Here is a 25,657-nt window from a genome sequence, read left to right on the forward strand (position 1 = left end):
AGGAGGCCATCGGTGGGCACCGGATTCTTCACCTCCGTCGACGACGTGTCGGCGAAACTGGCCGAGGCCGGCTACCTGGCGTCGACGGCGGTGGCGACCACGGTGTTCCTCGCCGACCGGCTCGGCAAGCCGCTGCTGGTCGAGGGCCCCGCCGGCGTCGGCAAGACCGAGCTGGCCAAGGCCGTCGCCCAGGTCAGCGGCTCGCGGCTGGTGCGCCTGCAGTGTTACGAGGGCATCGACGAGGCCCGCGCGCTGTACGAGTGGAACCACGCGAAGCAGCTGCTGCGGATCACCGCCGGCCGCGACGAGACGTGGGAGGACGCCCGCACCGACATCTTCGGCGAGGAGTTCCTGCTGCGCCGCCCGCTGCTCACGGCGATCTCCTCGGACGAGCCGACCGTGCTGCTGATCGACGAGACCGACAAGGCCGACATGGAGGTCGAGGGCCTGCTGCTGGAGGTGCTCGGCGACTTCCAGGTGACCGTGCCGGAGCTGGGCACGATCACCGCCACGCGCGCGCCGTTCGCCGTGCTGACGTCCAACGCGACGCGCGAGCTGTCCGAGGCGCTGCGCCGCCGCTGCCTGTTCCTGCACATCGACTTCCCGGACGAGGAGCTGGAGCGCGAGATCGTCCGGCTCAAGGTGCCCGGCATCAACGACGCGCTGGCGGATTCCGTCGTCCGGGTGATCGCCGCGCTGCGGGCGATGGACCTGCGGAAGCTGCCGTCGGTCGCGGAGACCATCGACTGGGCGCGCACGCTGCTCGCGCTCGGCGCGACGACGCTGAGCGAGCAGGTCGTGCGGGAGAGCCTCGGCGTCGTGCTCAAGCACCAGGACGACATCACCAAGGCCGGCGCCGGGCTGCAGCTCGAACAGGTCCTGGACGCGTCGTGACCGGCGGCGTGCCGGAGCGGCTCGCGTCGTTCGTCAAGGCACTGCGGGTCCAGGGCATCCCGGCGGGCCCGGCCGAGACGGTCGACGCCGCCGCGGCCCTGGAGGTGCTCGGCTTCGACGACCGCGAGCTGGTCCGCGAGGGCCTGGCCGCGGCCCTGGTCCGCCGCGGCGGGCAGCGCGCGGTGTTCGACGCCGCGTTCGACCTGTACTTCCCGGCCGGGGTCGGCACGCCCGAACGGGCCCGCTCGGACACGACCCTCGAAGAGCTGCGGGAACAGCTCGCGGCGGCGTTGACCGCCGGCGACGAGCAGGCGCTGGCGCAGCTGGCCGGGCTCGCCGTCGAGATGCTGGGCCAGTACGGCTCGTCGGCCGGCCCGGGCGGCGGGTTTTCGGCCCACCAGACGCTCGACCGGCTGCAGCCGCAGACGCTCATCGCGCGGGTGCTCGCGGCGATGCGCGGCGGCGGCGCGCGCGGTGAGTTCACCGACCGGCTCGACCGCGACGAGATCCGCCGTCGTGTCGAAGGCTTCCGCGGCCAGGTCCGGACCGAAGCCCGCCGTCGCGCGGCCGAGGTCCGCGGCCGCGAACGTGTCGCCAAGCACGCCATCGCGCCCGCGGCCGACCGCGTCGACTTCCTCATCGCCAGCCGCAACCAGCTCGCCGAGCTGCGCCGCACGATCCAGCCGTTGTCCCGCAAGCTGGCGACCCGGCTCGCCGCCCGGCGCAAGCGCACCACGCGCGGGCAGATCGACCTGCGCCGCACGCTGCGGCGCTCGCTCTCGACCGGCGGCGTGCCGCTGCGCCCCGCGTATCGCCACCGCCGGCCCGGGCGGCCGGAAATCGTGCTGCTGTGCGATCTTTCCGGCTCGGTGGCGGGGTTCGCGAACTTCACCATGCTGCTCGTGCAGGCGCTGCGCGACCAGTTCAGCAAGATCCGCGTCTTCGCCTTCGTCGACAGCACCGACGAGGTCACGCACCTGGTCACGAACGGCGTCGCCGACCCGGAGAAACTCGGCGCGCGCATGCTCACCGAAGCCGCGCTGGTGCGCTGGGACGGCCACAGCGACTACGACGGCTCGCTCGCGCAGTTCACGGCGAACTGGCTGGACGCGGTCGGCCCGCGCACGTCGGTGCTGATCCTCGGCGACGCCCGCACCAACGGCGGCGACCCGAACCTCGACGCCGTCCGCGCGATCAAGTCGCGCGCCCGCCACGTCTACTGGCTGAACCCGGAGCGGCGGTCGCTGTGGTCGACGGGCGACTCGGCGGCTTTGGAGTACGCCGACGTCGTGGAGATGCACGAATGCCGCACGGTGCACCAGCTTTCGACGTTGGTCACCCGCCTGCTGCCGGTGTGAGCCACGCGTCGATGTCCCGGAGCATCTCGGCTTTTGCCGTCTCGGGCGCGAACGACGCGTGCACGCTCGCCCGCGCGAAGTCCGCCATCACGGCGTCGTCGTAACCGAAAGCCCGTTGCACACGGCGGTATTCCTCGGCCAGCTGTGCGCCGGTGACCGACGGGACGTCGGTGTTCAGGGTGACTCGCAGGCCCGCGGCGAGCAGCCGCGGGAGCGGGTGCTCGGGCAGTGACGGCACCAGGCCCAGCGTGACGTTCGAGGACGGGCAGACCTCCAGTGCGAGCCCGCGGTCGCGGACCTCCGCAGTCAGCTCCGGGTCGTCGAGGACGCGGATGCCGTGGCCGAGGCGCTCGGTGCGGCCCACCTCGAGCGCTTCGCGGATGCTGTCCGGTCCGGCGTCCTCGCCGGTGTGGTGCAGCAGGTGGATCCCGGCCGCGCGGGCCTTCTCGAAGATCGTCGCGAACGGCCGGAGCGAGTGGTTCTCCTCGCCCGCCATGCCGATCGCGAAGACGTCGTCGTACTTCAGGGCGAGGTCGAGGGTGCGCTCGGCGCGTTCGACCGACCGGCGGCGGGAGTGGTCCAGCAGCAGCCGCCACTCGATGGCACCGCTGTCCTTGAGTCCTTTGAGGACGGACGCGAGCGGCATCTCCGGGTCGCCCAGGCGTTCCCCGTGCGCGGCCGCGGTGAACGTGATCTCGGCGTAGCGCGTGCCCTGCGCGGCTTCGTCGGCGCAGTACTCGCGGGCGATCCGCTCGAAGTCCTCCGGTTTCCGCAGGCACGACCGGATGAGCGCGTTGTAGTCGGCGAAGGCGCGGAAGCCGTCGAACACCGGTTGCCCGTCCGGGACGTCGACGCCGTTGGCCGCGCCGAGCTCGCGGAGGGTGCCCGGCCGGATCGTGCTCTCCAGGTGGACGTGCAGGTGGGCCTTCGGCAAGGCGGCCAGGTCGCGCATGATCGCGAGCGTAGGTGTCGTGGCCGGGCTTGCGCGCGCGATTTTTCCGGCATCGGACGCAACCGAGGGGTTGCGTCTGATGTCCTCTCGTGCAACTCTGTGGTTGCATCAGAAATCGAACCAAGGGGAACCGATGAACCAGGACCAGGTCGAGCAGGAGATCGTGATCGACGCGCCGATCGAGCGGGTGTGGGCGGTGCTCACCGAATCGGAGTACGTCGGCCAGTGGTTCGGCGACGGCACGCCGGCGCCGGTGGACCTGCGGCCGGGCGGGATCATCCGGCTCGACCACGGCGACCACGGCCGGTTCCCGACCAAGATCGTCTCGCTGGACCCGCCGCGGGCCCTTTCGTACCGCTGGGCCAGCGGGTTCCCGGGCGTGGTCGCCGACGAGGCCAACTCGACGCTGGTCGAGTTCACGCTGGCCGCGGAGGGTGGCGGCACGCGGCTGAAGGTGGTCGAGAGCGGCTTCACGACGCGGGCGCCGTCGCCGAACCCGTCGCCGGACGACACCCGCGAGAGCCACGAGAAGGGCTGGACGGCGGTGGTCGCGAAGCTTGGGGAGCTGTCCGAGAAACTGGCGGTATGACGACGGAGCCCGTTGCCGCCGAAGACGTCTTTTCGGCACTGGCCGACCCGACCCGGCGCCGGCTGCTGGAACTGCTGTCCCAGCGTGGCGACGCGACGGCCACGGAGCTGGCGAGCGACCTCCCGGTGAGCCGGCAGGCGGTGGTGAAGCACCTGGTGGTGCTGGACGGGGCGGGCCTGGTGACGGGCCGCCGCGACGGCCGCGAGCGCCGCTACCAGGTCCGCCCGGACGCTCTGGCGGCCACGGCCCGCTGGATGAACCAGGTCGCGGCCCAGTGGTCCTCCCGGCTGACGGCGATAAAGCGGCTGGCGGAGCAGGCCGAGGGTTCGTGACGGCGGGGGAAAGCCTCTGACGACCACCACGAGGGCAGCCAGGTCCCTCATGGTGGCCGTCGGACGCCCGGCGGTAGGGCACGGGCAGAGGGTGGCGCAGGTTTGGCGGCGGTCACACGGGGAACCTCTGGGGGGTTCGTCCGCGTTGTCAGGATGACCGCTACTGATGAGGGAGGACCACCGTGGCTTTCATGCGCAAGCTCACCGTGCTGGCCGGAGCCGCCGGCGCCGCCCGCGCCTACGCCAAGAAGAACCCGGAAAAGGTGAACCAGGCCGTCGGCAAGGCCGCCAAGTTCGCCGACGACAGGACCAAGGGCAAGTACCACCAGCAGATCGCCGGTGTCGTCCGCAAGGTCAGCTCGGTGACCGGCCCGGAAGACCGCCCGGGACCGGCCACCCGCTGAGCCCGGCTCAGTCGGCGGCCAGGGTCTCGAGGACGCCTTCGCCGTACTTGGCGAGCTTGTTCTCACCGACCCCGCTGACCGTGCCCAGGTCGGCCAGCGACGACGGCTGTTGCGTGGCGATCTGGCGCAGGGTCGCGTCGTGGAAGATGACGTAGGCAGGCACGCCCTGCTCCTTCGCGACGCCGGCCCGCCAGGCCCGTAGCCGTTCGAACAACGGGGCCGCCTCCGCGGGCATGTCCACCGCGGGGGCGGCTTTCCGGCTGGCACCGCGCGCTCGCGGCGCGGCGGTCCGCTCGGGCTCGCGGCGCAGCATGACCTCGCGGTCGCCGCCCAGCACTTCGGCGCTCGCCTCGGTGAGCACCAGCGAGCCGTAGTCGCCTTCGACCGCGAGCCAGCCCTGGGCCAGCAGCTGCCGCACCACCGCGCGCCACTCCGGCTCGCGCAGCTCGGTGCCGATGCCGAACGTCTTCAGCGTGTCGTGCTGGAACTGCGTGACCTTCGGCGTGGACTTGCCGAGCAGGATGTCGATGACCTGACCGGCGCCGAACTTCTGCCGCCGCTCGTTGCGCAGCCGCACGATCGTGGACAGCAGCTTCTGCGCGGGGACCGTGCCGTCCCATTTCTCCGGCGGGTTCAGGCACGTGTCGCAGTTGCCACACGGCTCGGCTTTCTGCCCGAAGTAGTTGAGGATCTGCACGCGGCGGCACTCGACCGTCTCGCACAGCGCCAGCATCGCGTTGAGGTGCGCGCCGAGCCGGCGCCGGTGCGCGTCGTCACCCTCGGACGTGTCGATCATCTTGCGCTGCTGCACCACGTCCTGCAGCCCGTAGGCCAGCCACGCCGTCGACGGCAGCCCGTCACGGCCCGCGCGGCCGGTCTCCTGGTAGTAGCCCTCGACGGACTTGGGCAGGTCGAGGTGCGCGACGAACCGGACGTCCGGTTTGTCGATGCCCATCCCGAACGCGATCGTGGCGACCACGATCAGCCCGTCCTCCCGCAGGAACCGCGACTGGTGCTTCGCGCGCACGCGCGCGTCCAGCCCCGCGTGGTACGGGACGGCCGGGATCCCGTTCTGCACCAGGAACTCCGCGGTCTTCTCGACCGAGTTCCGGGACAGGCAGTAGACGATCCCCGCGTCCCCCTGGTGCTCGGTGCGCAGCAGCTCCAGCAGTTGCCGCTGCGGCGAGTTCTTGCCGACGATCCGGTACTGGATGTTCGGCCGGTCGAAGCTCGCGACGAAGTGGCGGGCCTCGTCGAGGTTCAGCCGGGTCGCGATCTCCTTGTGCGTGGCCTCGGTGGCGGTCGCGGTGAGCGCGATCCGCGGCACGTCCGGCCAGCGCTCGTGCAGCGCGGAGAGCTGCAGGTAGTCGGGCCGGAAGTCGTGGCCCCACTGGGCGACGCAGTGCGCCTCGTCGATCGCGAACAGCGAGATCTTGCCGCGGTCGAGCAGCCGCACGGTGGCTTCGACCGAAAGCCGTTCCGGGGCGAGGTAGAGCAGGTCGAGCTCGCCGGAGAGAAACGCCGACTCGACTTCCTGGCGGGCCGCGTAGTCCTGGGTGGAGTTGAGGAATCCCGCCCGGACCCCGGCGTTGCGCAGCGCGTCGACCTGGTCCTGCATCAGCGCGATCAGCGGCGAGACCACCACGCCCACGCCCGGGCGCACCAGCGCCGGGATCTGGTAGCACAGCGACTTCCCGCCGCCGGTGGGCATCAGCACGAGCGCGTCACCGCCGGCGATCACGTGCTCGACGATCGCCGCTTGCTCGCCGCGGAAGCTGTCGTAGCCGAACACCCGGCGCAGGGTGTCGAGGGCTTCGGATTCCGTTCCGGCTTCGAGGTGGGTCTCGGTGGCTGCCACCCGGCCGAGTCTAGAGCCGGGGTCCGACAACTTCCGTGCGCCCTCTCCGGCGTGCCGGGATCCCTCTGCAGCCGCTCGCCGAGCAGGCGCGCGAGGTTCGTGTAGACACCTTCGCGGATGCTGTGCACGTCCAGCACACCCGCCCGGGTCTCGCCGTGGCTCGCCTTGGCGACGACGATCCGTGTCTGCTGCTCCGGGATCCCGTCGACCTCTTGGTCCGGGGCGTCGCAGGAGAAGGCGGCGTCCCCGGCGCCGGGGACGGCCACCGCGGGCTTCCCGCACGTCTTCGCCACTCGGTCGGCCACCACGCGCGGCGTCCCTCGCCCCGGGGCGAGGATCTGCAGCTGGAACGCGGCCGCGTCGTGGAACTTGCTCTGGTAGGCGCAGACGAACGAACTCGGCTGCGGTGACCTTCGCGGGCGTCACGAACTCCGGCGTCGGCGGCGCAGTGGTGGTGTGGAGCCGTCGCGCGGGTGGGCGTGGCCGGCGCGGGCGCATTCCGGTCACCGCCGGGTGACACACTGGAGCCGATGGACGAGTACTTCCCGGTGACCGACCTGGCCGCGCACTTCGGCGGTGACTGGCGGCTGGACCGCGAGATCCGCACCGCCGACGGCGACCCGGCGGGCGAGGTCACCGGCACCGCCACCTTCACCGAGGAGAGCGGTGTGCTCGTCTACCGCGAAGCCGGCGAGATGCGCCTCGGCGGTTACACCGGCCCGGTGACGCGCACGCTGCACTACCGCCCGACCGCGCCCGGCCGGGCGGACGTCCACTTCGACCACGGCGGCTTCTTCCACGAGCTGGACCTGCGCGCCGGGCACTGGCAGACCGACCACCCCTGCCGGGACGACCTGTACCGCGGCAGTTACCGCGTGCTGGACGCCCGCCGCTGGCGCCAGGAGTGGGCGGTCCGCGGGCCGGCCAAGGACCACGTGATCGTCACCCGGTTCAGCCGGCCGCCGGGCTGAGCAGATCGGCCAGGTCGATCCGGCGCAGGAACTCGCTCCGGATCCGGTCGCCGACCTCCGCGACCAGCCACCCGCCGTCGTCGGCCGGGTCGATGTGCACCCGGAACGGCCGCTGCCCCTTGGGAAGATCGACCACCCGGGCCAGTTCCGCGGCGACCGTCGCGACGTCGGCGTCGGCCGGGGTGATCTCGGCCAGTTTCGCCGCGACGTGGTCGGTCAGGCCCGCATAGTGCTCCTCGTAGGCCTGCGCGACGGCTTCGTCGGCCGGGTGCCCGGAGTTCGGGAAGTGGTTGGTACCCGAGGTGAAGGCACCGGGCACGACGATCGTGGTGTCGATGCCGAACCGGGCCACCTCGGCGGCGTAGGAGACGGCGAGGCTGTCCATCGCCGCCTTCGCCGCGAAGTACGGCGCCAGGTACGGCGGGGTGCCGCCGCGGACGCTGCTGCTCGACACCCACACCAGCAGCCCGTCGCGCCGCGCGCGCAGGTGGGGGAGGGCGGCCCGGTTCACGCGCTGGGTGCCGATCGCGTTGGTGTCGTAGAGCTGGGCGAGCTGCTCGGGGGTGAACGCCTCGGCCGGGCCGAGCACCATGTGCCCGGCGTTGTGCACCACGACGTCGAGACGGCCGTGCGCTTCGACGATCGACGCGATCGCGTCGTCGGCCGAGTCCTGGCTGGAGACGTCCAGCTCGACCGAGCGCAGGTCGGCGTGGTGCTCTTCCGCGAACGCGGCGGCGGCGTCGACCCGCGGTGCGTTGTGGCCCCCGGTGTCGCGCATGCCCGCGTAGACGGTGTGGCCGGCGCGGGCCAGCGCCCGGGCGGCGAGGGCGCCGATCCCGCTGGAGGCGCCGGTGACGACGATGATCATGGCTCTTTTCCTTTCCGGGTCGGGGTTTCTCAGACGATTCCGCCGTTGGCGCGCAGGACCTGGCCGTTGACCCAGCGGGCCGGGCCGGCGAGGAACGCGACGACCTCGGCGATGTCCCCGGGCTGCCCGAGGCGCTCGAGCGGCGGCTGCTTGGCCATCCGGTCGATGGTCGCCTCGTCCTTGCCGTCGAGGAACAGCGCGGTCGCGGTCGGCCCGGGGGCGACGGTGTTCACGGTGATGTCGCGGCCGCGCAGCTCGCGCGCCAGGATCATGGTGATCGCCTCGACCGCGCCCTTGGTGGCGTTGTAGACGCCGTAGCCGGGCAGGTTCAGCCCGAGCACCGACGTCGAGGTCATGATCACCGCGCCGCCGTCACGCACCCGCTTCGCGGCCTGCTGGGCCACGGCGAACGTGCCGCGGATGTTGGTGCGGTGCACCCGGTCCAGGACGTCGAAGTCGGTGTCCGCGATCGGCGTCGGCGCGGTCATCACGCCGGCCAGGTGGGCGACGACGTCGACGCCGCCGAACGTGGCCTCCGCGGTGTCGAACAGCTCAGCGACCGCGTCGAGGTCGGCGACGTCGGCCTTGACCGCGATCGCCCGGCCGCCGCGCCCGGTGATGGCCGCGACGGCGGCGTCGGCCTCGGTCTGGTTGCCCGCGTAGTTGACGACGACGGCCATGCCGTCGGCGGCCAGGCGCTCGGCGACCTGGCGGCCGATGCCGCGGGAGCCGCCGGTGACGATCGCGACGCGGGGTTCGGTGGTGCTCATCGGTGCCTTCTTCCTCTCGGGCGGCGCCGGTAACGCCGCTTCCGTCTTGCTGTTATCGACGATAGCACTCGACTGGTAACGGCGCTAGTCGTTCGTTGTTATCGTCGTTACATCGAGGCGGCCTTCCCGGGGTGTGGGCATCCGGCGGTACCGGCACCGCCGGACGGCCGAATCGGAAAGTCCGGGTGCGCCAACGGGTTTCGGACCCGCCGAGGCGGGAACCCTTGCCACATCGGGGAGCTCGACATCCTTTAAGGAGTTTTGTGCGATGCCCACATGGCTGATCGTCGTGATCGTCGTCGTGGCCGTCGCGGTGCTCGGCGCCGTGATCTGGCTGGTGACGCAGGAGATGCAGCGGAAACGCCTGCAGCAGCGGTTCGGTCCGGAGTACGACCGAACGGTCGAGGAGAAGGACAGCCCGCGGGCCGCGCAGCGTGAACTGGCCGAGCGGGAGCGCCGCCACAAGGAGCTCGACATCCGCCCCCTGTCGGCGTCGGCGCGCGAGCGCTACACCCGGGAATGGGCGCAGGCCCAGGAAAACTTCGTCGACCACCCGGCCGCCGCGGTGGCCGAGGCCGACCGCGTCCTGGTCTCGCTGATGTCCGACCGCGGGTACCCGACCGAAGGCTACGAGCAGCAGCTGGCCGACCTGTCGGTCCGCCACGCCAAGACCCTCGAGCACTACCGCGCCGCCCACGCGACGCAGCACGAGCGCAGCGGCGCGTCCACTGAGGACCTCCGCGACGCGATGGTGCACTACCGCACCGTGTTCGAGGACCTGCTGACCGATGGCTCGGATGGTGCGGACACCACGGACGCCTCGGCCGAGCACCACGAGCGCCGCAACGGTCACGACCACAACGGTCACGACCACAGCGAGCGTGAGCACGACCGCTCCGCGCAGGACGGCACGGCCGGCACGCCGGACCGCGCCGCTGTCGCGCAGGAGCGCACCGAACACGACCCCGGTGACAAGGTACGAGACCGCGACGGCGTGCAGCCCGAGCGGGAAGCGTCCGCACAGCCGCGGACCGAGTGGAACGGAGGACGCTGACCATGACCGAACACCTCACCCGGCACAGCGCCGAACAGGACGACGACTTCGCCCGCGAGGGTGACGTGCGTGAGACCGGCGCCGGCGGGCTCTCCGAGCACGGCGGGACGGACTTCCGCGAGCCGGTCGCCGACGAGCACGGGGGCGACCACGCCCTGAGCACCGCCGATCTGGCGTCGGCGTCGAGCCGGCCGGACATCGACTCGGATTCCACTTCGGACACCGACTCGGACGTCACTCCGGACACCGCTTCGGACACGGCTGTGGACACTACGACGGACACCACGACGAGCACTCGCACGGACACCGCCGCCGGCTCGGCGCGGCCGTCGGCCGACACCGGTGACGAAGCGCAGCCGTTGATCGACGAGGAGAAGGTCACAGGCTTCCGCGACCGCTGGCAGGGCGTCCAGACCGGCTTCGTCGACGACCCGCAGAAGGCGGTCCGCGAGGCCGACGAGCTGGTCGCGGGCGTGATCAGCGCGCTGGCCACCACGTTCGCCGAGCACAAGAGCGAGCTGGAAGGCCAGTGGCAGCACGGCGAGCCGGCCACCGAGGACCTGCGTCTGGCGCTGCGGCGCTACCGCTCGTTCTTCGACCAGCTGCTGCCCCGCTAGCCACCACCGGTGCCGGCGTGCATGATCGATGCACGCCGGCACACCGGTGTCCGCGAACGTGGAAGGCAAGCCGATGAACGTGGCCGATCTGCTCACCGACGGCTTCAGCAGGGTCCAGGGCTCTGTGCACGCGGCGGTGGAAGGTCTCACCGCCGAGCGGCTCGGGGCCCGCCTCGACGAAGAGGCCAACTCGATCGCCTGGCTGGTCTGGCACCTGACCCGGGTCCAGGACGACCACGTCGCCGACGTGGCCGGGACCGAGCAGGTGTGGACGAGCCAGGACTGGCTGACCCGGTTCGGCCTCCCGTTCCCGGCGGCCGACACCGGCTACGGCCACCGCCCGGCCGACGTCGAAGCCGTCCGGGTCGAGGCCGAGCTGCTCACCGGGTACTACGACGCGGTGCACGAGCAGACCCTCAAGTACGTCCAGGGGCTCGACGGCCAGGCCCTCGACCGGGTCGTCGACGAGGCCTGGGACCCGCCGGTCACCCTCGGCGTGCGGCTGGTCAGCGTCATCGACGACGACATCCAGCACGCCGGGCAGGCCCTGTTCGTCCGTGGCGTCCTCGAACGCCGCTAGTCAGTCCTCGTAGCCGTCGCCGCGGTGGTCCGGGAGCCGTTGCGGCCCCGGACCGGCGGCGCCGAGCCGGTCGCCCGGGTTGGCGAGCCGGCACTTCGACAGCGACATGCAGCCGCAGCCGATGCAGTCGCCCAGCTGGTCGCGCAGTTGTTCCATCTGCCGGATCCGCGCGTCCAGGTCCTCCTGCCAGCAGCGGGAGATCCGCGCCCAGTCGGCGCGCGTGGGGGTGCGGTCGTCGGGCAGCAGCGCGAGCACCTCGCGGATCGCCGACAGCGGCATCCCGACCCGCTGGGACATCCGGACGAACGTCACCCGCCGCAGCGTGTCCCGGCAGTAGCGGCGCTGGTTCCCGGCCGTCCGCCGGCTGCGGATGAGCCCCTCGTCCTCGTAGAACCGCAGGGCCGACGCGGGCACTCCGCTGCGTCGTGACAGTTCGCCGACGGTGAGGTCGGGCAGCCTCCGGGCTGTGGCGTTCACCATGCTCCCAGCCAACCACAGCCGCGCGCTTGACTTCAAGCGAGCTTGAAGTCTCATCCTGACCCGGACGGCAACAACGCCGCTGTGTCAAGGAGGAAGCGTGTCCGAAGCTCCCGTACGGGTCGCCGTGATCGTGGGAAGTGTCCGGGAAGGACGGTTCGGCCCGGTGGTCGCGCGCTGGCTGGCCGGCGTCGCGGCCGACCACGGCGGCTTCGACGTCGACGTGGTCGACCTCGCCGAGCCCGCCTTGCCGCTGGCGATGCCGGCGTTCGGGACCGCGCCGCCGGCCGCGGTGGCCGCCGAAGCCGGGAAGGTGACGCCGCGGCTGGCGGCCGCCGACGCGTTCGTCGTGGTCACCCCGGAGTACAACCACAGTTACCCGGCGGCGCTCAAGAACGTCATCGACTGGCACCGGAGCGAGTGGGCCGCGAAGCCGGTCGCGTTCGTCTCCTACGGCGGGATTTCGGGTGGCCTGCGCGCGGTCGAGCACCTGCGCGCGGTCTTCGCCGAGCTGCACGCGGTCACCATCCGCGAGACGGTCAGCTTCCACGGCGCGCACACCCGGTTCGGCGCCGACGGCGTCCCCACGGACGACAGCGCGGGTGTCGCGGCGAAGGCGCTGCTGGACCAGCTGGAGTGGTGGGCGCGGTCGCTGACCGAGGCCCGGGCGGCCCGGCCCTACCCCGGCTGACCTGCCCGGTTGCCACCCCGGCTGAGCCGCGCGGCGGTCCCTTGGGGACGGTCCGGTCAGAACGCCTGGCAGGTCTGCGACGGGAGCTCGATGTCGGAGCCGGCGAGGGTGATGGCGCCGTCGGCCACGTAGCCCCCGCCGGCCGCCAGGGCGGCGAACGCGGTGCAGACCAGCTGGTCGACCGCGATCTGCGGGAGCTGCTTCAGCGGGAACGCCACCCGGATCGTCGTGGGTGACCCGCCGCTCAGCGCGATCGGCCCGGTTTCGGCCGGGAGCATCGTCGCGTACCCGTCGGACGTCTCGGCGTACGACGGGCCTCCCAGCAGCGTCGACAGCGCCGCGGTGACGTCGACCGTCTCACTGGTCGACCGCGACACCGGCCGGACCCGCCCGTCGAGGACGAAGTAGAGGACCAGGTCGGTGCCGCGGCCGTTCGTCGCCGGGTTCCGCAGCGTCGGCGCCGGCCCGGCGGGGACCACCGGCGTCGGTTTGACGCCGCACGCTCCCACCAGGAACAGCACGGCCAGGACGAGGAGTTTCTTCACCACGCCTCCCGGGGCAGGCGCAGCTCGAACCGGGCGCCGGTGCCGGTGTTGGCCGCGACGATGTCACCGCCGTGCAGCCGGGCGTTCTCGCGCGCGATGGACAGCCCGAGCCCGCTGCCCTCGGACCGGGCCCGGGCCGTGTCGGCCTTGGTGAACCGGTCGAACACCCGGGGGAGCACCGCCTCCGGGATGCCCGGCCCGTGGTCGGTGACGGTGAGCACGACGTCACCGCGTTCCGCCCGCACGGACACCTCGACCGGCGGCGCGCCGTGCCGCAGCGCGTTGCCGACCAGGTTCGCCACGACGATGTCGAGCCGCCGCCGGTCGAGCCGCGCCGTGATGCCGGGCGGCAGGTCGGCGACCACCTCCGCGACCACTTCGCCGCCGGGGGCCCAGCCCCGCGCGGTCAGGCTGTCGGTGATCGCCGCCGCGACGTCGAGGTCCTCCCGCCGCAGCTCCGCGCGCCCGGCGTCGAACCGGGAGATCTCGATCAGGTCCTGCACCAGCCGGGTCAGCCGCCGGGTCTCGGCCGACACCAGCCGCGCCGCGACCGCGGTGTCGGGTGGCAGCTGGTCGGCGTCCTCGTCGAGGACGTCGGTGACCGCGTTCATCGCCGCCAGCGGGGTGCGCAGCTCGTGCGAGACGTCGGCGACGAACCGGCGCGCCTCGGACTCCATCGTGCGCAGCGTGCCGACGGTGCGCTCCAGCTCCGCCGCGGTGTTGTTGAACGTCGTGACCAGCTGCGCCAGCTCGTCGGACCCCTTCACCCGCAGCCGCACGTCGAGCTTGCCCCGCCCGAGCTGGCTCGCCGCGGTGTTCAGCGCCCGCACGGGCCGCAGCACCTGGCGCGCGGCGAGCAGGGCCAGCACCACCGCGAAGGGGAGCGCGAGCGCCGAGGTCTGCCAAGCCGTGCGGGCCAGCTCGTCGATCGCGGCCTGCTGCTGGACCAGCGTCACCATCGTGTAGACCTCGATGCCGCTCGTCCCGCCGTCCGTGCCGGTCTGCACCGGCACCCCGACGAAGAGCTGGGGATACCCCTCGGCGTCGACCCGCTGGAACTGGATGTTCGTGCTTCTGGACACGGCTTGGCGCAGGTCGGCGGGCACACTGTCCGGGTTGATGCCCGAATCCGAGTGCAGGCCGTGGTAGACGACGACGGCGTTGCTGGACTTGAGCGCCGTGCCGAACGCGTCGAGCGTCGTCTGGGTCGGCGGCAGGGACACGGTCGGCAGGTACGCGACGATCTGGTCGCGCAGCTTGAGCATCGTCTGGTCCTGGAAGCCGCCCAGGATGGCGTTGCGCGCGGAGACGTAGCTCGCGCCCGCCGCGGCGGTGGCACCGACGATCATGATCACCGCGAACGCCGCGACCAGCCGGGGTCTCAGCCCGGCCAGCCACGAGCGGATCCGCGAGGTCACGACCGCCCGAACCGGTAGCCGAAGCCGCGGACGGTCTGCACGTACTCCGGCCTCGCGGGCACGTCCTCGATCTTCGCGCGCAACCGCTGCACGCAGGCGTCGACCAGCCGGGAGTCGCCGAGGTAGTCGTGATCCCACACCGACGAGAGGATCTGCTGGCGGCTGTACACCTGCCCGGGGGTGCGCGAGAGCTCCAGCAGCAGTTTCAGCTCGGTCGGCGTCAGCGAAACCGGCGTCCCCCGCTTCGTGACCTCCAGCCCGGCCCGGTCGATCACCAGGTCGCCGTGGCGCTCCTCGGGCGCGGGAGGCCCGCCGGGCCGTTCGCTGACCGCGCGGCGCAGCACGGCGCGGATCCGCGCGTCCAGCACCCGCGGTTCGACCGGCTTGACCACGTAGTCGTCCGCGCCGGCTTCCAGCCCCGCGACGATGTCGAAGTCGTCGCTGCGCGCGGTCAGCATGACGATCGGGATCGGCCCCGACGCCCGCATCCGGCGGCAGGTCTCGAAGCCGTCCATGCCGGGCAGCATCAGGTCGAGCACGACGATGTCGGGTCTGCGGAGCACGAGCAGCTCGACGCCGGCCTCACCCGACTCCGCCGTGTGCACCACGTGTCCCTGCCGGCGCAGGGCCAGTTCCAGTCCCTCCCGCACCGCCGCGTCGTCTTCTACCACCAGTACCTCGGCCACGGCGCCATTATTCGGAAAACCGCACGGGGTGGCGACTCAGGGCGATCTTGTAGCAAAACCATGACATCGTCCTGACGGGATCTCGAAATGCCGGTTCCAGACTCGGAGACATGGCAGTGATCTTCTTCGAGGCTCCCACCACCACCCGCCCCGCGCGGCACGCGCTGGTGACCCGGGCGGCGTCCCGCACCGCCGTGCTCGTCGCGGGCGCGGCCGGATTCACCCTCGCCTTCGTCGCGGCCTACCTGCTCTTCGTCCGCACCGAAGCCGGGCGCAGCGTCGAGAACGGCGTCGTCCGCAGCGCCCAGTCCGCGGGTGCCACCGTGAGCTGGGCCCAGCCCCTGGCGGACCTGGACCTGGTGGTCGTGCTCGGCGGGGTCGCCGTGCTCCTCGTGGTGATCTCCCTGCTGCGGCACCGGTTCGCGCTCGGCGTGACGGCGCTCGTCATGCTCGCGGCCCCGCTGGTGGTGGCGCAGCTGCTCAAGCTGTACGTCCTGGACCGGCCCAGCACCGGCGACCGGCTCGGCGTGGCGAGCCACAACAGCTTCCCCAGCGGGCACGTCAGCGCGGCGATGGCCGTGCTGCTGGCGCTCGCGATCGTCCTGCCCCGCCGCTTCCGCCGGCAGGCCCTCGTGGCCGGCGGGTTCGGTGTCGCCTGGGTCGCGGCGGCGGCCGTGGCGCTGGGCTGGCACCGGTTGAGCGACACCGTCGGCGGCTGCCTCCTGGTCGCCGCGGTCACCTGCGCCGGGGCGGCGGTGGTGTCCGCCCGCCGCCCCGACGGTGACCGCGTGCCGCTGATCCCGGTGCTCTGCGGCCTGCTGGCGCCCCCGGCGTTGGTGCTGGCCGGCTTCGCGGTCCTCGCCACGGCGACGTCCGGCGCGGCGCAGTTCGTCGCCGCGATGGTGCTGGCCGCGCTGTCCGCGATGGCGGTGGTGTTGCTGCTGACGGGCCCGCTGCGCCGGGTGGCGTTCGACCCGGCCGAGAGCCGGATCCGGCGGTTGCGGCGCCGTTGACCGGGGTTGTTCCGGTGCTGGGGTGCGCCTGGGGGTGGGGTGTTTGTGGGAGCGGGGAGGGTCGAACGATTCGAGGGTTCGGCGGGTTATGGTCGGCTTTCGGTGTGGTCGCGGGCATCGTGTGTGATCGGAGAGGCGTCGCGCGTGTCTGAAGGTGCATCGCGCGCGTTTTGAAGGGGTTCACCCGTGATGGGCGGGCTGGTGCGCGTGATTCGTGGGCATCGCGCGTGTTTGGTGGGTCGACTCGCGTGAACCGGAGGTCGACTCGCGTGATTGGGGGGTCGACACGGGGTGGCGGGCGGGCCAGTTTTGGGGGATTGGCCCGCGACAGGGGTTCTTGTGGGGCTTAGCGTCGGGGCCATGCACCCGAGGCTTGCCCACGATCTGAACTCTCTGCCCGATCTCCTCGACGCCACGCGGAAACTGGCCGGGGAGGCGCTTGCCGGGCTGGACGGGCGGGCCGCTGCTGTGCCGCCTGGCGAGGTGGTGGCCCGGGCTCCGTTGCCCGTTGCAGGAGTCGGGGGCCGCGGGGCGTTGGAGGAGTTTTCGCAGCGGTGGGAATCCGGGTTCGCCGCCAGCGCCGGGCCGCGTTACCTCGGGTTCGTGACCGGCGGGGCGACACCCGCGTCGCTGGCCGGGGACTGGCTCACCGCGGTCTACGACCAGAACCCCGCCAGTGGCATGGACTCCTCGGCGCAGGACCTGGAACGCGAGACCGTCGGCTGGCTCGCCGAACTCTTCGGGCTGGGCGCGGAGTTCTCCGGCGCGTTCGTCACCGGCGCCACGATGTCCACCGTGACCGGCCTGGCCATCGCGCGCGAATGGCTCGGCGAACGGGCCGGCGTGTCCGTCACCGACGACGGGGCCGCCGCCCTCGGCCCGGTCACCGTGCTGTCGGGTTCCCCGCACTCGAGCATCTCGAAAGCGTTGTCGTTCCTCGGGATGGGCCGGTCGGCACTGAAGACGGTGCCGGTGCTGCCCGGGCGTGAAGCCGTCGACGTCGCGAAGCTCGACGAGATGCTCGAAGCGCTCGACGGCCCGGCCATCGTCGTCGCCAACGCGGGCACGGTGAACACCGTCGACTTCGACGACCTGCGCGCGATCGCGGCGCTCAAGCAGCGCCACGACTTCTGGCTGCACGTCGACGCCGCGTTCGGCGGGTTCGCCGCCCTGGCGCCGGACCACGCCGCACTGGTCGCGGGCCTCGACCAGGCCGACTCGGTGGTCGTCGACCTGCACAAGTGGCTCAACGTGCCCTACGACTCGGCCGTCCAGTTCACCCGCCGGCGCGACCTGCAGCTGCGGGTGTTCAGCAACAACGCGGCCTACCTCGGCGAAATCGGCGAGACCCCGGACTTCCTGCACCTCACGCCGGAGAACTCCCGGCGGCTGCGCGCGCTGCCCGCCTGGTTCTCGCTCGTGGCCTACGGCCGGGACGGGCACCGCGAGATCGTCGAGCGCTGTATCGCCTCGGCCCGCGACCTCGGCCGGCGCCTCGACGGCTCGCCGCGCTGGCGGCTGCTCGCGCCGGTGCGGCTCAACGTCGTCTGCTTCACCCCGGCCGGCGACGTCACCCGGGAACGGATCGACACCCTCGTCGACGAGATCGCCGCGGAGGGCACCACGTTCCTGACCCCGACGGTGTACGACGGCTACCCGGCGCTGCGGGCCGCGTTCAGCAACTGGCGGACCACCGCGGCCGACGTCGAGCGCGTCTTCGCTGTGCTGGAGCGGGTGAGCGCCGGCTAGCGTCGCGCGTCGGTTGCCGGTCGGAGCGCTGGATCGCCGGCGCTCCGGGCGATAGCCGGAACGCGCCCAACGTGGCCTTCGGTGCTCTTGTTCACCGCGCCCAGGGGCCGCCTTGGGATGCACGGCGGCCTGCGGTCGGCGAACCTCGACTGCGCGACACTAGCTCCGGTCCGACTTCGGCATCAGGTACTTCCACGGTGACGCGCCCACGCCCAGGTCGCACGGTACGTGCACCAGCGCCGGGCGGCCCGAGGCGAATGCCTTGTCCAGCGCGCCGCGCAGGTCGTGCGGGGTGCGGGCGGTGAGGCCGAGCGCGCCGAACGTCTCGGCCAGGCGGGCGAAGTCCGGGTTGTGCAGCCGGCCGCCCAGTGCGCGGCCCTCGAACAGCCGCTCCTGGTCGAGGTGGACGTTGCCGTAGTAGCCGTTGTCGAACACCACCGCCACCACGTTGAGTCCATATTGGACGGCCGTGGCGAGCTCCTGTGCGGCGAACATGAAGCCGCCGTCGCCGGCCACCGACACCACCGGGCGGCCGGGGAACGCGGCCTGCACGCCGAGCGCCGTCGGGTAGCCGAAGCCGAGCGTGCCCTGGTGGCCGCACGTCACGAACGTGCGCGGGGTGTAGACCTCGAACCCGAAGTAGGACGCGAAGCCGACCTGGCAGATCTCCTCGACGAAGAAACCGTCGCGGGGCAGCACATCCCGGATCGCGCGGAGGTACTCCAGTTCCGGGCCGACGTCGGCGAACCGCTCGGCCACCTTCGCTTTCAGGGCGGTGAACTCCGCGGTCCGGTCCGTCCGTTGTGGACCGACGGCGTCGGCCAGCGCCGCCGCGGCGTCACCCGCGTCGGCGACGATCGCGACGTCCGCCGCCAGCCGGGTCGCCTGCCGCGGGTCGATGTCGAGCAGGATCGTCTTCAGGCCCGCGGGCTTCTCCGGCCAGCGGAACCAGGAGAGCTCCATCCGCGAGCCGATGCCGATCACCACGTCGGTCTCGGGCCACCGCTCGAACCCGGACACGCAGGTGAAGCCGAGCGCGTGGTCGTCGCCGACGATTCCGCGGCCGCCGCGGAACGGCACCACCGGCGCCTGCAGCCGCTCGGCCAGCGCCCGGACGGCGGCGGCCGCGTGCCGGGCCCCGCCGCCCACCATGATCATCGGGTGTTTCGCGCCGGCCAGGAGCTCGGCGGCCGCCGCGACGGCGTCCGGGTCGACGATCGGGCGGGGCAACGGCAGGGGGCCCGCCACCTCGGCCGGGGCCCGCATACCCAGCACGTCCCACGGGACGGCCAGCGAGACCGGCCTCGGCCGGCCGCCCGCGGCCTCCCGGAACGCCGTCGCCACCGCGTCCGGGACCTCGGCCGGGTGCTCGACCAGCGCCGACCACTTCGTGATCGTGCGCAAGGTGGCGAGCTGGTCGGGCATTTCGTGGAGGTGCCCGAGCCCACGGCCGAGGTAGGCGCGCGGGATCTCGCTCGTCAGGCACAGCACCGGCGCGCTGGCTCCGTGCGCGGAGACCATGGCGGCCGAGGCGTTGAGGACGCCGGGCCCCGGCACCACCGTGTAGACGCCGGTCCGGCCCGTCGCCTGCGCGTACCCGAACGCCATGTACGCCACGGTCTGCTCGTGCCGCGCGCCGATCACCCGGATGTCGCCGGCGCGGGCCAGGCTGTCGAACAGGTCGTAGGTCTGCACGCCGGGCAGCCCGAACACGGTGTCGACGCCGTGGGCGCGCAGGCCGCCGACGATCAGGTCGGCCGCGGTGGGGGAGAGCGGGAGCATCGGCATGGCCTCCTGAGGGTCGTCCGTGGCGGACCTCTGGAAGCTTCCTACTTGATCAGCGCGCCCCCGGGAAGCCCGGAACCGGGCTTCAGCGGCCCGGATTGTGGCGTGGCTTGATGCGGACCGCCGGCAGTTCCGGGGCCGGCAGCCGCCGCGGCGTGCCCGTGTAGCCGGTCACGCTGCCGAACTGGTCGGACTCCGCCTGCCACGCCTCGCGGAAGGCCGCGATCTCTTCGTGGGTCCGGCCGACGAAGTTCCACCACATCAGGATCTCTTCGTCGAACGGCGTCCCGCCCAGCAGCAGGAACCGCGCGGGCGTGGCCCCGCGGTTGCTCAAGGTCAGGCTGCGCAGGCCGGTGCCGACGTAACCCAGCTCCGCCGCGCGGACGGCCGTGCCGGCGACGGTCACTTCGCCGCTGTCCACGAGCACACCGTGCTCGAACCCGGGATCGACGCCGAGGGACATGTGGGCGTCCGGGTTCAGCACCAGTTCCGCGCCCAGCAACGGGGTGAACGTCGGGATCGGGGAGGTGCGCCCGGCCAGCGACCCGAGGAACACCCGGATCTCGGCGCCTTCGATCCGGTTCACCGAAGGCACGTAGTGCTGGAAGTCGCGGGCCGTGTGCCGGTGCCGCTCGGGCAGCGCCACCCAGAGCTGGACGCCGTGCAAAGTCTTCGTGGCCGCGGTCGAGACCTCCGAGTGGCAGATGCCGTGGCCGCCGGTCATCAGGTTGAGCTCGCCGGGGCGGACGATCGCGTGCGTGCCCATGCTGTCGCGGTGTTCGACCTCGCCCGCGAACAGCCAGCTCACCGTCTGCAGACCGGTGTGCGGGTGCGGCGCGACGTCCATGGCGACGTCTTCCGGGCCGTAGTGGTCGGCGAAGCACCAAGCGCCGATCAGCGAGCGGGACCGCTGGGGGAGCGTCCGCCGGACCCGCATCGCGCGCGGGCCGCCCAGCGGGACTTCTCGCGGGGTGAGGACTTCGACGGCCGGACGCTCCGGGTCGGCCGCGTCGGGCCGGTCGCCGCAGGCGAGCTCGGCGGGGTCGGCCTCGATGTTGCTCATGCCGCCACCGTACTTGCGTTCTGGAGTTGTCAATCACCTCGGCCGCCTCAGGCGGCGGGCCGCTGCTCCCCGCTGACGATCGCCTGGCCGGCGGCCGTCAGCACCGCCGGCACGAGCTCGCCCGTCGGTCCGGGGCAGGTCGCGCGGACCAGCCCCAGGTGGGCCAGCGCGTGCGCGGCGAACTGGTCGCCGCACGACAGGCCGTCGATGAAGAGGTCGGGTTCGCTGCTGCACGACACCCGGCCGCGCCCGGCCCCGACGGCCCGCAGCATCGCCAGCATGCGGTGGTTCACCAAGGGGTGCACGACCGCCGTCCGTGTCTGTCCGTTCCCGTCCATCCCGGTCCCTCCCGCTCGTGGTTCGGCATCGTCCTACTCATGCGTCGAACCAGATGACGGGATTTCGACATCACATCCGGTACCGGCCCGGCCAGAGCGTGTCCCTCATCGTCGCTCCCGCCGGTCCAGCCGGACTCGACTTCCCGTCGACAGTCGTTCGGAAGGGAGCCGGGACCGGATGGGCCTCAGAACGGCGGCTCGCCCACCCCGGCGGCCACCGGCTCCGGGGTCCAGGTGCCGGTGCCCGCGCCGTCGCCGACCCGGACGGCCTTGGTCACCTTCGCCGTGGCGTACCGCAGCGACGGGCCGATCTCGTCGACGTCCAGCTCCAGCACGGTGCGCTTCTCACCCTCCTTCGTGTCGTACGACCGCTGTCTCAGCCGGCCGTGGACGACCACGCGCGCGCCGCGCCCGAGCGACTCCGCGACGTTCTCCGCGTACTGCCGCCACACGCTGCAGCGCAGGAACATCGCGTCACCGTCGCGCCATTGGCCCGACTCGCGGTCCAGCTGGCGCGGCGTGGACGCGACCGTGAAGTTCGCGACCGCGGCGCCGGCGGGGGTGAACCGCAGCTCGGGGTCCGTCGTCAGGTTGCCGACCACCGTGACCAGCGTTTCGCCTGCCATCGGGATCCTCCTTCTCCTCGGGTGCGGGGTGCACCGCTCTCGCCGACGAGCAGAGCACGGGGGACCGACAGTTCCGGGCCGGGCGAGAAGATGCCGTCCCCCGGCCGAGGTGGTTGCATGCCGCCATGCCGACGGCGTTTCAGAAGGAGCTCGTCACGCTGGCCCACCGCCTCGCGGACCTGTCCGGGCTCGTCGCGGGCGCGCTCGAAGAGGCCACGCGCGGCCTGCTCGAAAGTGACCTCACGCTGGGCGGACGGGCGCGGGAACAGGCCGCGGCGGTGACCGCGCTGGGGGCCGCGTGCGAGGACCAGGCGTGCGCTCTGCTGGCGCTGCACGCCCCGCGCGAGGAGGACGTGAAGGCGGTTGTCGCCGCCGTGCACACCGCCGCGGATCTCACTCGGATGGGTGGTCTTGCGCGAGAGGTCGCGGATCGGGCACGGCGGGTGCCGTCGGACGCGCGGCCCGCGTACACGCGGCTGGGCGCGCACACGGTCGCCGCGGCCCGGGGCCTGCAGAAGATCCTGAGCGGCGAGGACGCCGGGCTCGCCGACGCCGTCGAAGGCGCCGAGGCGGCCGAGCGGGAACTGCGCGAGTGGGCCGGGTCCCGCGAGCGGCCCCACGGCGCGGTCGACGTCGCGCTGCTCGCCGCGGCCCACACCCGGTTCGCCGGGACGGCCGCCCGGATCGCCCGCCGGTCCGGCGGGTTCGCGCGGCTCCCGGCGGTCAGCGCTTAGCGACGCAGGGAGTGCCTGGCGTCGCAAAGGGTTTCCCCCCGCTGAGGCCCCGGCGAGGGTTCCGCCATGGAGTCGACGAGCCTCGGCCGCGCGACACCGGAGTCCCCAGCGGCGCTGGTCGGTGGAGCGGAGCGGCGTCCGGAACCCGCCATCGGCCGGAAGAGGCGTGCGGGACTAGCGGCCCTGCTGCGGGAACTCGCCCTGCTGGGGGTTCGGGCCCTGCGGCGGGTACGGCTGCTGGAAGCCCTGCGGCTGCGAGGGGTGTGTCGGCTGGAAGCCCTGCGGCTGCGACGGGTGCTGCGGGTAGGGCTGCGACACCTGCTGCTGCGCCTGCTCCTCCTGCGCCTGCAGCCGGACGGCGTCCTCCTTCGGGATCCGGTTCTCGATCCCGCAGAACGTGCACTGGGCCGTGTACTTGACGTGGATCGGGAACAGCGGGATGAAGAAGAGCGTGAACTTCGTGACCGACTTGCGGACGGCGTGCGAAGCGGGGTTGCCGCAGCGGCCGCAGAGGAACGTCGTCATCGCCAGCACGAAGATCCTCGTGCGGTAGCCCCAGATCAGCATCGGTCTTCTCTCCTGTCGGTCCAGCGTTCGCCGGGAGCCTGGCACACGGGTGCGCCCGATCGTGGCGGTTTCGGCAAACCGGCCGGACCGGTTCCGGGCAAAGCCGACATTCGACCCGTACCGCGGCCGCGTGGGGCCCAGGACTAGATTCACGCTCATGCCGAGCGACTTCAGCCTCAAAACGATGAACGCCGTCCACCGCGGTCTGGTCAAGATCACCGGCGGGCGGCTGGGCTGGAACGCCGCCGCCATGCCGGTCCTGGAGCTCACCACCATCGGGCGCAAGAGCGGGCAGCCGCGGTCGGTCATGCTGACCTCGCCGCACCAGGAGGGTGACGCGCTGGTCGTCGTCGCCTCGCGCGGGGGCGACGACACGCACCCCGCGTGGTTCCTGAACCTGCGCGACAACCCGGACGTCGAGGTGTCGGTCAAGGGCGCGCCGCGGCAGCCGATGCTCGCCCGGGTCGCCGACGGCGAGGAGCGGGCCCGGCTGTGGCCGAAGATCGCCGCCGAGTTCAAGAACTACGCGGGCTACCAGACGAAGACCGAGCGCGAGATCCCGCTCGTGTTCCTCGAACCGAAGTAGGTCACGACCGGGCCGTCAGGTACGCCGGGTCCGGGCCGGGGATCGGCTGGTCCGGTACCCCGGCCAGCAGCCGGCTCATGGCGTGGAAGTACGGCGGCGCGGCGACCGTGCCGCCGAACGCGCCGTGGCCGCAGTCGCCCAGGTGCACGGGCGTGCCCGGGCAGATCTCCCGCGGGTGCGAGCCGTCGGCGAACACCATCGACGACACGGCGTAGCCGTCGACGCCGCCGACGAACGCGACGGACTCGCTCTGCTGGGTCGTGCCCGTCTTGCCGATGTCCGGGCGGGTCCAGCCGGCCGTGTGGGCGGCCTGGGCGGACGTGCCGCTCGTGGTGTCCTTGCTCAGCCCCGCTTCGAGCGTGTTCGCGACGCCGGTCGGGATGACCTGCTCGCACGCCTGCTGCGGCACCGGCACGGCGTTGCCGTTCCGGTCGGTGACCGACAGGATCGGGTTCGGCGGGCACCAGACGCCGCCGCTCATCAGCGTCGCCGAGACGTTGGCCATCTCCAGCGGGCTCACCGGGCTGTTGCCCAAGGTGAACGACAGCAGGTTCTGGAAGTACTGCGACTGCGGCTCGTTGTACTGCGGGTTCGGCGACTTCGGGTCGGGCACGGCGCCCGCGTCGTTCGTCGCGAGGGTGGTCCGCAGCCCCAGCTTCCGCGCCATGTCGAGCACGGCGGGCATCCCGACCTGGTTCTCGAGCCCGACGAACGCGACGTTCGGCGACGTCGCGAGCCCGTCGGCGAGGGTGATCGGATCGGCGTAGTGGCCGTCGTTGTGGACGGTGTAGCAGGCCGTGTGGCCGTTCGCGTTCGGCGGCGCGAAGCACTGGCTGTCCGGGTTCGGCAGCGGCGTCTCCAGGCCCGCCTTGCCGGTGACGAGCGCCGCGGCCGAGGTGAAGATCTTGAACGACGAGCCCGCGCCGAACTCGTTGCTCGCGGTGGCCACGATGTTCGTGGACGTCTCGCCCTGGGCCGGGTCGGTGCCGAAGTTCCGGTTGGCGACCATGGCGAGGACCTGGTGCCCGTTCGCGCCCGGCTGGACGACGGCGAAGGTGTTGGCCACGCCGTCCTGGGTGGTCGGCACGTTCGCGTCGACGGCGTCCTTCGTCACCTGCGAGACGCGGGGGTCCAAAGTGGTCTTGATCGTGTAGCCGCCGGTCGCCAGCTGGTCCGGGGTGAAGCCGGCGTGCGCGAGGTAGCTTTCCGCGTAGGCGCAGAAGAACCCCGCGTCCGGGGCCGCGCCCATGCACGTGCCGGACGGCGTCACCGGGCCGTTGGGGAGGAGGCCGAGCGGGGCCGCCTTGGCCGTCGCGGCGTAGGAGGCGGGGATCGAGCCGTTGGTGACCATGTCGTCGATCACCGTGTTGCGGCGCTGGGTCGCTTTGTCCGGGTGCGAGTACGGGTTGTAGATGCTCGGGTTGTTCACCATTCCGGCGAGCAACGCGGCCTGTGGGACGGTCAGTTTGTCCGCGGTCGTCCCGAAGTACGCCTTTGCCGCGGCTCCGACGCCGTACACCGTTCCGCTGAATTCGACCACGTTGAGGTAACTGGCCAGAATGTCGTCTTTGCTCATCGTGGCGTTGAGCTGGACGGCCATTTTCGCCTCGCGCAGCTTGCGGGCGAGCGAGTCCTCGCGGTCGGCCTGCTGAGCCACCGGATCGGTCCGGTCGACGACGTTCACGAGGTAGTTCTTGACGTACTGCTGGGTGATCGTCGACGCGCCCTGCAGCGAGCCGCCGGCGCTGTCGTTGACCGCGGCCCGGGCCATGCCCTGCAGGTCGACGCCGCCTTCGGTGTAGAAGCGGCGGTCCTCGACGCCGATGATCGCGGCCTTCATGGTCGTCGCGATCCCGGCCGCGGTCACCGGCAGCCGGTACTGCGCGTACAGCGTCGCGATCGGAGCGCCGTCGCGGTCGGTCACGGTCGTCGTCAGTGGTGGATCGGCGGCGGCGAGCTGTGCGGAAATGGCGTCGACGGAATCGCTGACCTCATTCGACAGCAGGCCGGCACCGATGGCGGCGGGCGCCACCGTGCCGGCCGCCAGAATTCCGGCGAGGACACAAAAACCGACAAAGGGGATCACGTCCCGGCCACGATTCACGGAATCGAGATTAGCCATTCCCGGATAA

The 25,657-nt window shown here is 72.1% G+C and carries 28 protein-coding genes; 14 read left to right on the forward strand and 14 right to left on the reverse strand.

Translation table 11 applies throughout. The features are described 5' to 3' along the window. Nucleotides 1-12: 12 nt before the first annotated feature. Nucleotides 13-894, forward strand: coding sequence for an AAA family ATPase (locus OG494_RS03320; RefSeq protein ID WP_328451801.1), 882 nt, complete (start codon nt 13-15; stop codon nt 892-894). Next, complete coding sequence (locus OG494_RS03325; protein ID WP_328451802.1) at nt 891-2,252, forward strand: vWA domain-containing protein; 1,362 nt, start codon at nt 891-893, stop codon at nt 2,250-2,252. Before OG494_RS03320 ends, OG494_RS03325 begins: the two co-directional genes overlap by 4 nt. On the opposite strand, the gene add is transcribed toward OG494_RS03325, so the two are convergent. Continuing rightward, complete coding sequence (gene add / locus OG494_RS03330) at nt 2,230-3,204, reverse strand: adenosine deaminase (RefSeq protein ID WP_328451803.1); 975 nt, start codon at nt 3,202-3,204, stop codon at nt 2,230-2,232. The two genes, OG494_RS03325 and add, sit on opposite strands and share 23 nt — an antisense overlap. 133 nt (nt 3,205-3,337) lie before the next feature. Here add and OG494_RS03335 point away from each other — a divergent pair, with 133 nt between their 5' ends. The 3 genes from OG494_RS03335 to OG494_RS03345 all read left to right on the forward strand — a co-directional run bounded on the left by OG494_RS03335 (nt 3,338) and on the right by OG494_RS03345 (nt 4,529). Further along, nucleotides 3,338-3,793, forward strand: a complete 456-nt coding sequence (locus OG494_RS03335; protein ID WP_328451804.1) for an SRPBCC family protein — start codon at nt 3,338-3,340, stop codon at nt 3,791-3,793. Continuing rightward, nucleotides 3,790-4,125, forward strand: coding sequence for an ArsR/SmtB family transcription factor (locus tag OG494_RS03340; protein ID WP_328451806.1), 336 nt, complete (start codon nt 3,790-3,792; stop codon nt 4,123-4,125). Before OG494_RS03335 ends, OG494_RS03340 begins: the two co-directional genes overlap by 4 nt. Before the next feature lie 191 nt (nt 4,126-4,316). Continuing rightward, complete coding sequence (locus OG494_RS03345) at nt 4,317-4,529, forward strand: antitoxin (RefSeq protein WP_442874378.1); 213 nt, start codon at nt 4,317-4,319, stop codon at nt 4,527-4,529. A gap of 7 nt (nt 4,530-4,536) precedes the next feature. Here OG494_RS03345 and recQ read toward each other — a convergent pair whose 3' ends face one another. Then, complete coding sequence (gene recQ / locus OG494_RS03350; protein ID WP_328451809.1) at nt 4,537-6,387, reverse strand: DNA helicase RecQ; 1,851 nt, start codon at nt 6,385-6,387, stop codon at nt 4,537-4,539. A 530-nt stretch (nt 6,388-6,917) separates the two neighbouring features. Here recQ and OG494_RS03355 point away from each other — a divergent pair. After that, nucleotides 6,918-7,358 (forward strand): DUF6314 family protein, encoded by a 441-nt coding sequence (locus tag OG494_RS03355; protein ID WP_328451811.1) that lies wholly within the window; start codon nt 6,918-6,920, stop codon nt 7,356-7,358. On the opposite strand, the gene OG494_RS03360 is transcribed toward OG494_RS03355, so the two are convergent. After that, the gene (locus OG494_RS03360; protein WP_328451813.1) at nt 7,339-8,226 is read right to left on the reverse strand and encodes an SDR family NAD(P)-dependent oxidoreductase; all 888 of its coding nucleotides are present in this window, start codon (nt 8,224-8,226) and stop codon (nt 7,339-7,341) included. The two genes, OG494_RS03355 and OG494_RS03360, sit on opposite strands and share 20 nt — an antisense overlap. A gap of 29 nt (nt 8,227-8,255) precedes the next feature. Further along, entirely contained in the window at nt 8,256-8,996 is a 741-nt protein-coding gene (locus OG494_RS03365) for an SDR family oxidoreductase (protein ID WP_328451814.1), read from the reverse strand. 268 nt (nt 8,997-9,264) lie between these two features. Here OG494_RS03365 and OG494_RS03370 point away from each other — a divergent pair, with 268 nt between their 5' ends. The 3 genes from OG494_RS03370 to OG494_RS03380 all read left to right on the forward strand — a co-directional run bounded on the left by OG494_RS03370 (nt 9,265) and on the right by OG494_RS03380 (nt 11,247). Then, nucleotides 9,265-10,050 carry a hypothetical protein gene (locus OG494_RS03370; RefSeq protein WP_328451816.1) on the forward strand — a complete coding sequence of 262 codons (786 nt, stop codon included), beginning with the start codon at nt 9,265-9,267 and terminating at the stop codon, nt 10,048-10,050. Between the two features lie 2 nt (nt 10,051-10,052). Next, nucleotides 10,053-10,667: a hypothetical protein gene (locus OG494_RS03375; RefSeq protein ID WP_328451818.1), complete on the forward strand. Its 615-nt coding sequence runs from the start codon at nt 10,053-10,055 to the stop codon at nt 10,665-10,667. 73 nt (nt 10,668-10,740) lie between these two features. After that, a complete protein-coding gene (locus tag OG494_RS03380) occupies nt 10,741-11,247 on the forward strand; it encodes a mycothiol transferase (protein ID WP_328458862.1) in 507 nt (168 codons plus the stop codon). Here OG494_RS03380 and soxR read toward each other — a convergent pair whose 3' ends face one another. After that, on the reverse strand, nt 11,248-11,727 hold the full coding sequence (soxR, locus tag OG494_RS03385) for a redox-sensitive transcriptional activator SoxR (protein WP_328451820.1): 480 nt from the start codon (nt 11,725-11,727) through the stop codon (nt 11,248-11,250). It abuts the gene before it with no gap. Nucleotides 11,728-11,824: 97 nt separating this feature from the next. Between soxR and OG494_RS03390 the strand changes: the two genes are divergently transcribed. Beyond that, nucleotides 11,825-12,415, forward strand: coding sequence for an NADPH-dependent FMN reductase (locus tag OG494_RS03390; RefSeq protein WP_328451822.1), 591 nt, complete (start codon nt 11,825-11,827; stop codon nt 12,413-12,415). Nucleotides 12,416-12,471: 56 nt separating this feature from the next. Here the strand turns inward: OG494_RS03390 and OG494_RS03395 are convergent, their stop codons facing one another. The 3 genes from OG494_RS03395 to OG494_RS03405 all read right to left on the reverse strand — a co-directional run bounded on the left by OG494_RS03395 (nt 12,472) and on the right by OG494_RS03405 (nt 15,064). Further along, entirely contained in the window at nt 12,472-12,960 is a 489-nt protein-coding gene (locus OG494_RS03395; protein ID WP_328451824.1) for a hypothetical protein, read from the reverse strand. Next, complete coding sequence (locus OG494_RS03400; protein WP_442874461.1) at nt 12,957-14,309, reverse strand: ATP-binding protein; 1,353 nt, start codon at nt 14,307-14,309, stop codon at nt 12,957-12,959. The genes OG494_RS03395 and OG494_RS03400 overlap by 4 nt, the downstream gene beginning before the upstream one ends. A gap of 65 nt (nt 14,310-14,374) precedes the next feature. Continuing rightward, complete coding sequence (locus OG494_RS03405) at nt 14,375-15,064, reverse strand: response regulator transcription factor (RefSeq protein WP_328451828.1); 690 nt, start codon at nt 15,062-15,064, stop codon at nt 14,375-14,377. A 110-nt stretch (nt 15,065-15,174) separates the two neighbouring features. Here OG494_RS03405 and OG494_RS03410 point away from each other — a divergent pair, with 110 nt between their 5' ends. Together OG494_RS03410 and OG494_RS03415 are read left to right on the forward strand one after the other, a co-directional pair. Then, nucleotides 15,175-16,077 (forward strand): phosphatase PAP2 family protein, encoded by a 903-nt coding sequence (locus OG494_RS03410; protein WP_328451830.1) that lies wholly within the window; start codon nt 15,175-15,177, stop codon nt 16,075-16,077. A gap of 360 nt (nt 16,078-16,437) precedes the next feature. Beyond that, the gene (locus OG494_RS03415) at nt 16,438-17,826 is read left to right on the forward strand and encodes a pyridoxal phosphate-dependent decarboxylase family protein (protein WP_328451832.1); all 1,389 of its coding nucleotides are present in this window, start codon (nt 16,438-16,440) and stop codon (nt 17,824-17,826) included. A gap of 159 nt (nt 17,827-17,985) precedes the next feature. Here the strand turns inward: OG494_RS03415 and OG494_RS03420 are convergent, their stop codons facing one another. The 4 genes from OG494_RS03420 to OG494_RS03435 form a co-directional block, all read right to left on the reverse strand. Further along, a complete protein-coding gene (locus OG494_RS03420; RefSeq protein ID WP_328451834.1) occupies nt 17,986-19,614 on the reverse strand; it encodes a thiamine pyrophosphate-dependent enzyme in 1,629 nt (542 codons plus the stop codon). A gap of 82 nt (nt 19,615-19,696) precedes the next feature. Further along, nucleotides 19,697-20,674: a pirin family protein gene (locus OG494_RS03425; protein WP_328451836.1), complete on the reverse strand. Its 978-nt coding sequence runs from the start codon at nt 20,672-20,674 to the stop codon at nt 19,697-19,699. 47 nt (nt 20,675-20,721) lie between these two features. Next, a complete protein-coding gene (locus OG494_RS03430; RefSeq protein ID WP_328451838.1) occupies nt 20,722-21,012 on the reverse strand; it encodes a hypothetical protein in 291 nt (96 codons plus the stop codon). 185 nt (nt 21,013-21,197) lie between these two features. Further along, the gene (locus OG494_RS03435) at nt 21,198-21,638 is read right to left on the reverse strand and encodes a single-stranded DNA-binding protein (protein ID WP_328451840.1); all 441 of its coding nucleotides are present in this window, start codon (nt 21,636-21,638) and stop codon (nt 21,198-21,200) included. Between the two features lie 125 nt (nt 21,639-21,763). Between OG494_RS03435 and OG494_RS03440 the strand changes: the two genes are divergently transcribed. Beyond that, nucleotides 21,764-22,372 (forward strand): PhoU domain-containing protein, encoded by a 609-nt coding sequence (locus tag OG494_RS03440; protein WP_328451842.1) that lies wholly within the window; start codon nt 21,764-21,766, stop codon nt 22,370-22,372. Nucleotides 22,373-22,546: 174 nt separating this feature from the next. Here OG494_RS03440 and OG494_RS03445 read toward each other — a convergent pair whose 3' ends face one another. Continuing rightward, nucleotides 22,547-22,939: a zinc-ribbon domain-containing protein gene (locus tag OG494_RS03445; protein ID WP_328451844.1), complete on the reverse strand. Its 393-nt coding sequence runs from the start codon at nt 22,937-22,939 to the stop codon at nt 22,547-22,549. Nucleotides 22,940-23,096: 157 nt separating this feature from the next. On the opposite strand from OG494_RS03445, the gene OG494_RS03450 reads away from it, so the two are divergent. Beyond that, nucleotides 23,097-23,525 carry a nitroreductase/quinone reductase family protein gene (locus tag OG494_RS03450; protein WP_328451846.1) on the forward strand — a complete coding sequence of 143 codons (429 nt, stop codon included), beginning with the start codon at nt 23,097-23,099 and terminating at the stop codon, nt 23,523-23,525. Nucleotide 23,526: 1 nt separating this feature from the next. Here OG494_RS03450 and OG494_RS03455 read toward each other — a convergent pair whose 3' ends face one another. Beyond that, nucleotides 23,527-25,629, reverse strand: coding sequence for a transglycosylase domain-containing protein (locus OG494_RS03455; RefSeq protein ID WP_328451848.1), 2,103 nt, complete (start codon nt 25,627-25,629; stop codon nt 23,527-23,529). Nucleotides 25,630-25,657: the final 28 nt, after the last annotated feature.

Origin of the sequence: Amycolatopsis sp. NBC_00438 (genome assembly GCF_036026695.1) — a bacterium.
Lineage (GTDB): Bacteria > Actinomycetota > Actinomycetes > Mycobacteriales > Pseudonocardiaceae > Amycolatopsis.

What these genes read in the sequence shown, in the direction of transcription:
- OG494_RS03380 (WP_328458862.1), top strand. Translation starts at nt 10,741, where the DNA reads ATGAACGTGGCCGATCTGCTCACCGACGGCTTCAGCAGGGTCCAGGGC.
- OG494_RS03355 (WP_328451811.1), top strand. Translation starts at nt 6,918, where the DNA reads ATGGACGAGTACTTCCCGGTGACCGACCTGGCCGCGCACTTCGGCGGT.
- OG494_RS03415 (WP_328451832.1), top strand. Translation starts at nt 16,438, where the DNA reads ATGCACCCGAGGCTTGCCCACGATCTGAACTCTCTGCCCGATCTCCTC.
- add (WP_328451803.1), bottom strand. Translation starts at nt 3,204, where the DNA reads ATGCGCGACCTGGCCGCCTTGCCGAAGGCCCACCTGCACGTCCACCTG.
- OG494_RS03370 (WP_328451816.1), top strand. Translation starts at nt 9,265, where the DNA reads ATGCCCACATGGCTGATCGTCGTGATCGTCGTCGTGGCCGTCGCGGTG.
- soxR (WP_328451820.1), bottom strand. Translation starts at nt 11,727, where the DNA reads ATGGTGAACGCCACAGCCCGGAGGCTGCCCGACCTCACCGTCGGCGAA.
- OG494_RS03340 (WP_328451806.1), top strand. Translation starts at nt 3,790, where the DNA reads ATGACGACGGAGCCCGTTGCCGCCGAAGACGTCTTTTCGGCACTGGCC.
- OG494_RS03440 (WP_328451842.1), top strand. Translation starts at nt 21,764, where the DNA reads ATGCCGACGGCGTTTCAGAAGGAGCTCGTCACGCTGGCCCACCGCCTC.
- OG494_RS03375 (WP_328451818.1), top strand. Translation starts at nt 10,053, where the DNA reads ATGACCGAACACCTCACCCGGCACAGCGCCGAACAGGACGACGACTTC.
- OG494_RS03410 (WP_328451830.1), top strand. Translation starts at nt 15,175, where the DNA reads ATGGCAGTGATCTTCTTCGAGGCTCCCACCACCACCCGCCCCGCGCGG.
- OG494_RS03365 (WP_328451814.1), bottom strand. Translation starts at nt 8,996, where the DNA reads ATGAGCACCACCGAACCCCGCGTCGCGATCGTCACCGGCGGCTCCCGC.
- OG494_RS03420 (WP_328451834.1), bottom strand. Translation starts at nt 19,614, where the DNA reads ATGCCGATGCTCCCGCTCTCCCCCACCGCGGCCGACCTGATCGTCGGC.
- OG494_RS03400 (WP_442874461.1), bottom strand. Translation starts at nt 14,309, where the DNA reads ATGATCGTCGGTGCCACCGCCGCGGCGGGCGCGAGCTACGTCTCCGCG.
- OG494_RS03425 (WP_328451836.1), bottom strand. Translation starts at nt 20,674, where the DNA reads ATGAGCAACATCGAGGCCGACCCCGCCGAGCTCGCCTGCGGCGACCGG.
- OG494_RS03445 (WP_328451844.1), bottom strand. Translation starts at nt 22,939, where the DNA reads ATGCTGATCTGGGGCTACCGCACGAGGATCTTCGTGCTGGCGATGACG.
- OG494_RS03345 (WP_442874378.1), top strand. Translation starts at nt 4,317, where the DNA reads ATGCGCAAGCTCACCGTGCTGGCCGGAGCCGCCGGCGCCGCCCGCGCC.
- OG494_RS03360 (WP_328451813.1), bottom strand. Translation starts at nt 8,226, where the DNA reads ATGATCATCGTCGTCACCGGCGCCTCCAGCGGGATCGGCGCCCTCGCC.
- OG494_RS03335 (WP_328451804.1), top strand. Translation starts at nt 3,338, where the DNA reads ATGAACCAGGACCAGGTCGAGCAGGAGATCGTGATCGACGCGCCGATC.
- OG494_RS03430 (WP_328451838.1), bottom strand. Translation starts at nt 21,012, where the DNA reads ATGGACGGGAACGGACAGACACGGACGGCGGTCGTGCACCCCTTGGTG.
- OG494_RS03450 (WP_328451846.1), top strand. Translation starts at nt 23,097, where the DNA reads ATGCCGAGCGACTTCAGCCTCAAAACGATGAACGCCGTCCACCGCGGT.
- OG494_RS03435 (WP_328451840.1), bottom strand. Translation starts at nt 21,638, where the DNA reads ATGGCAGGCGAAACGCTGGTCACGGTGGTCGGCAACCTGACGACGGAC.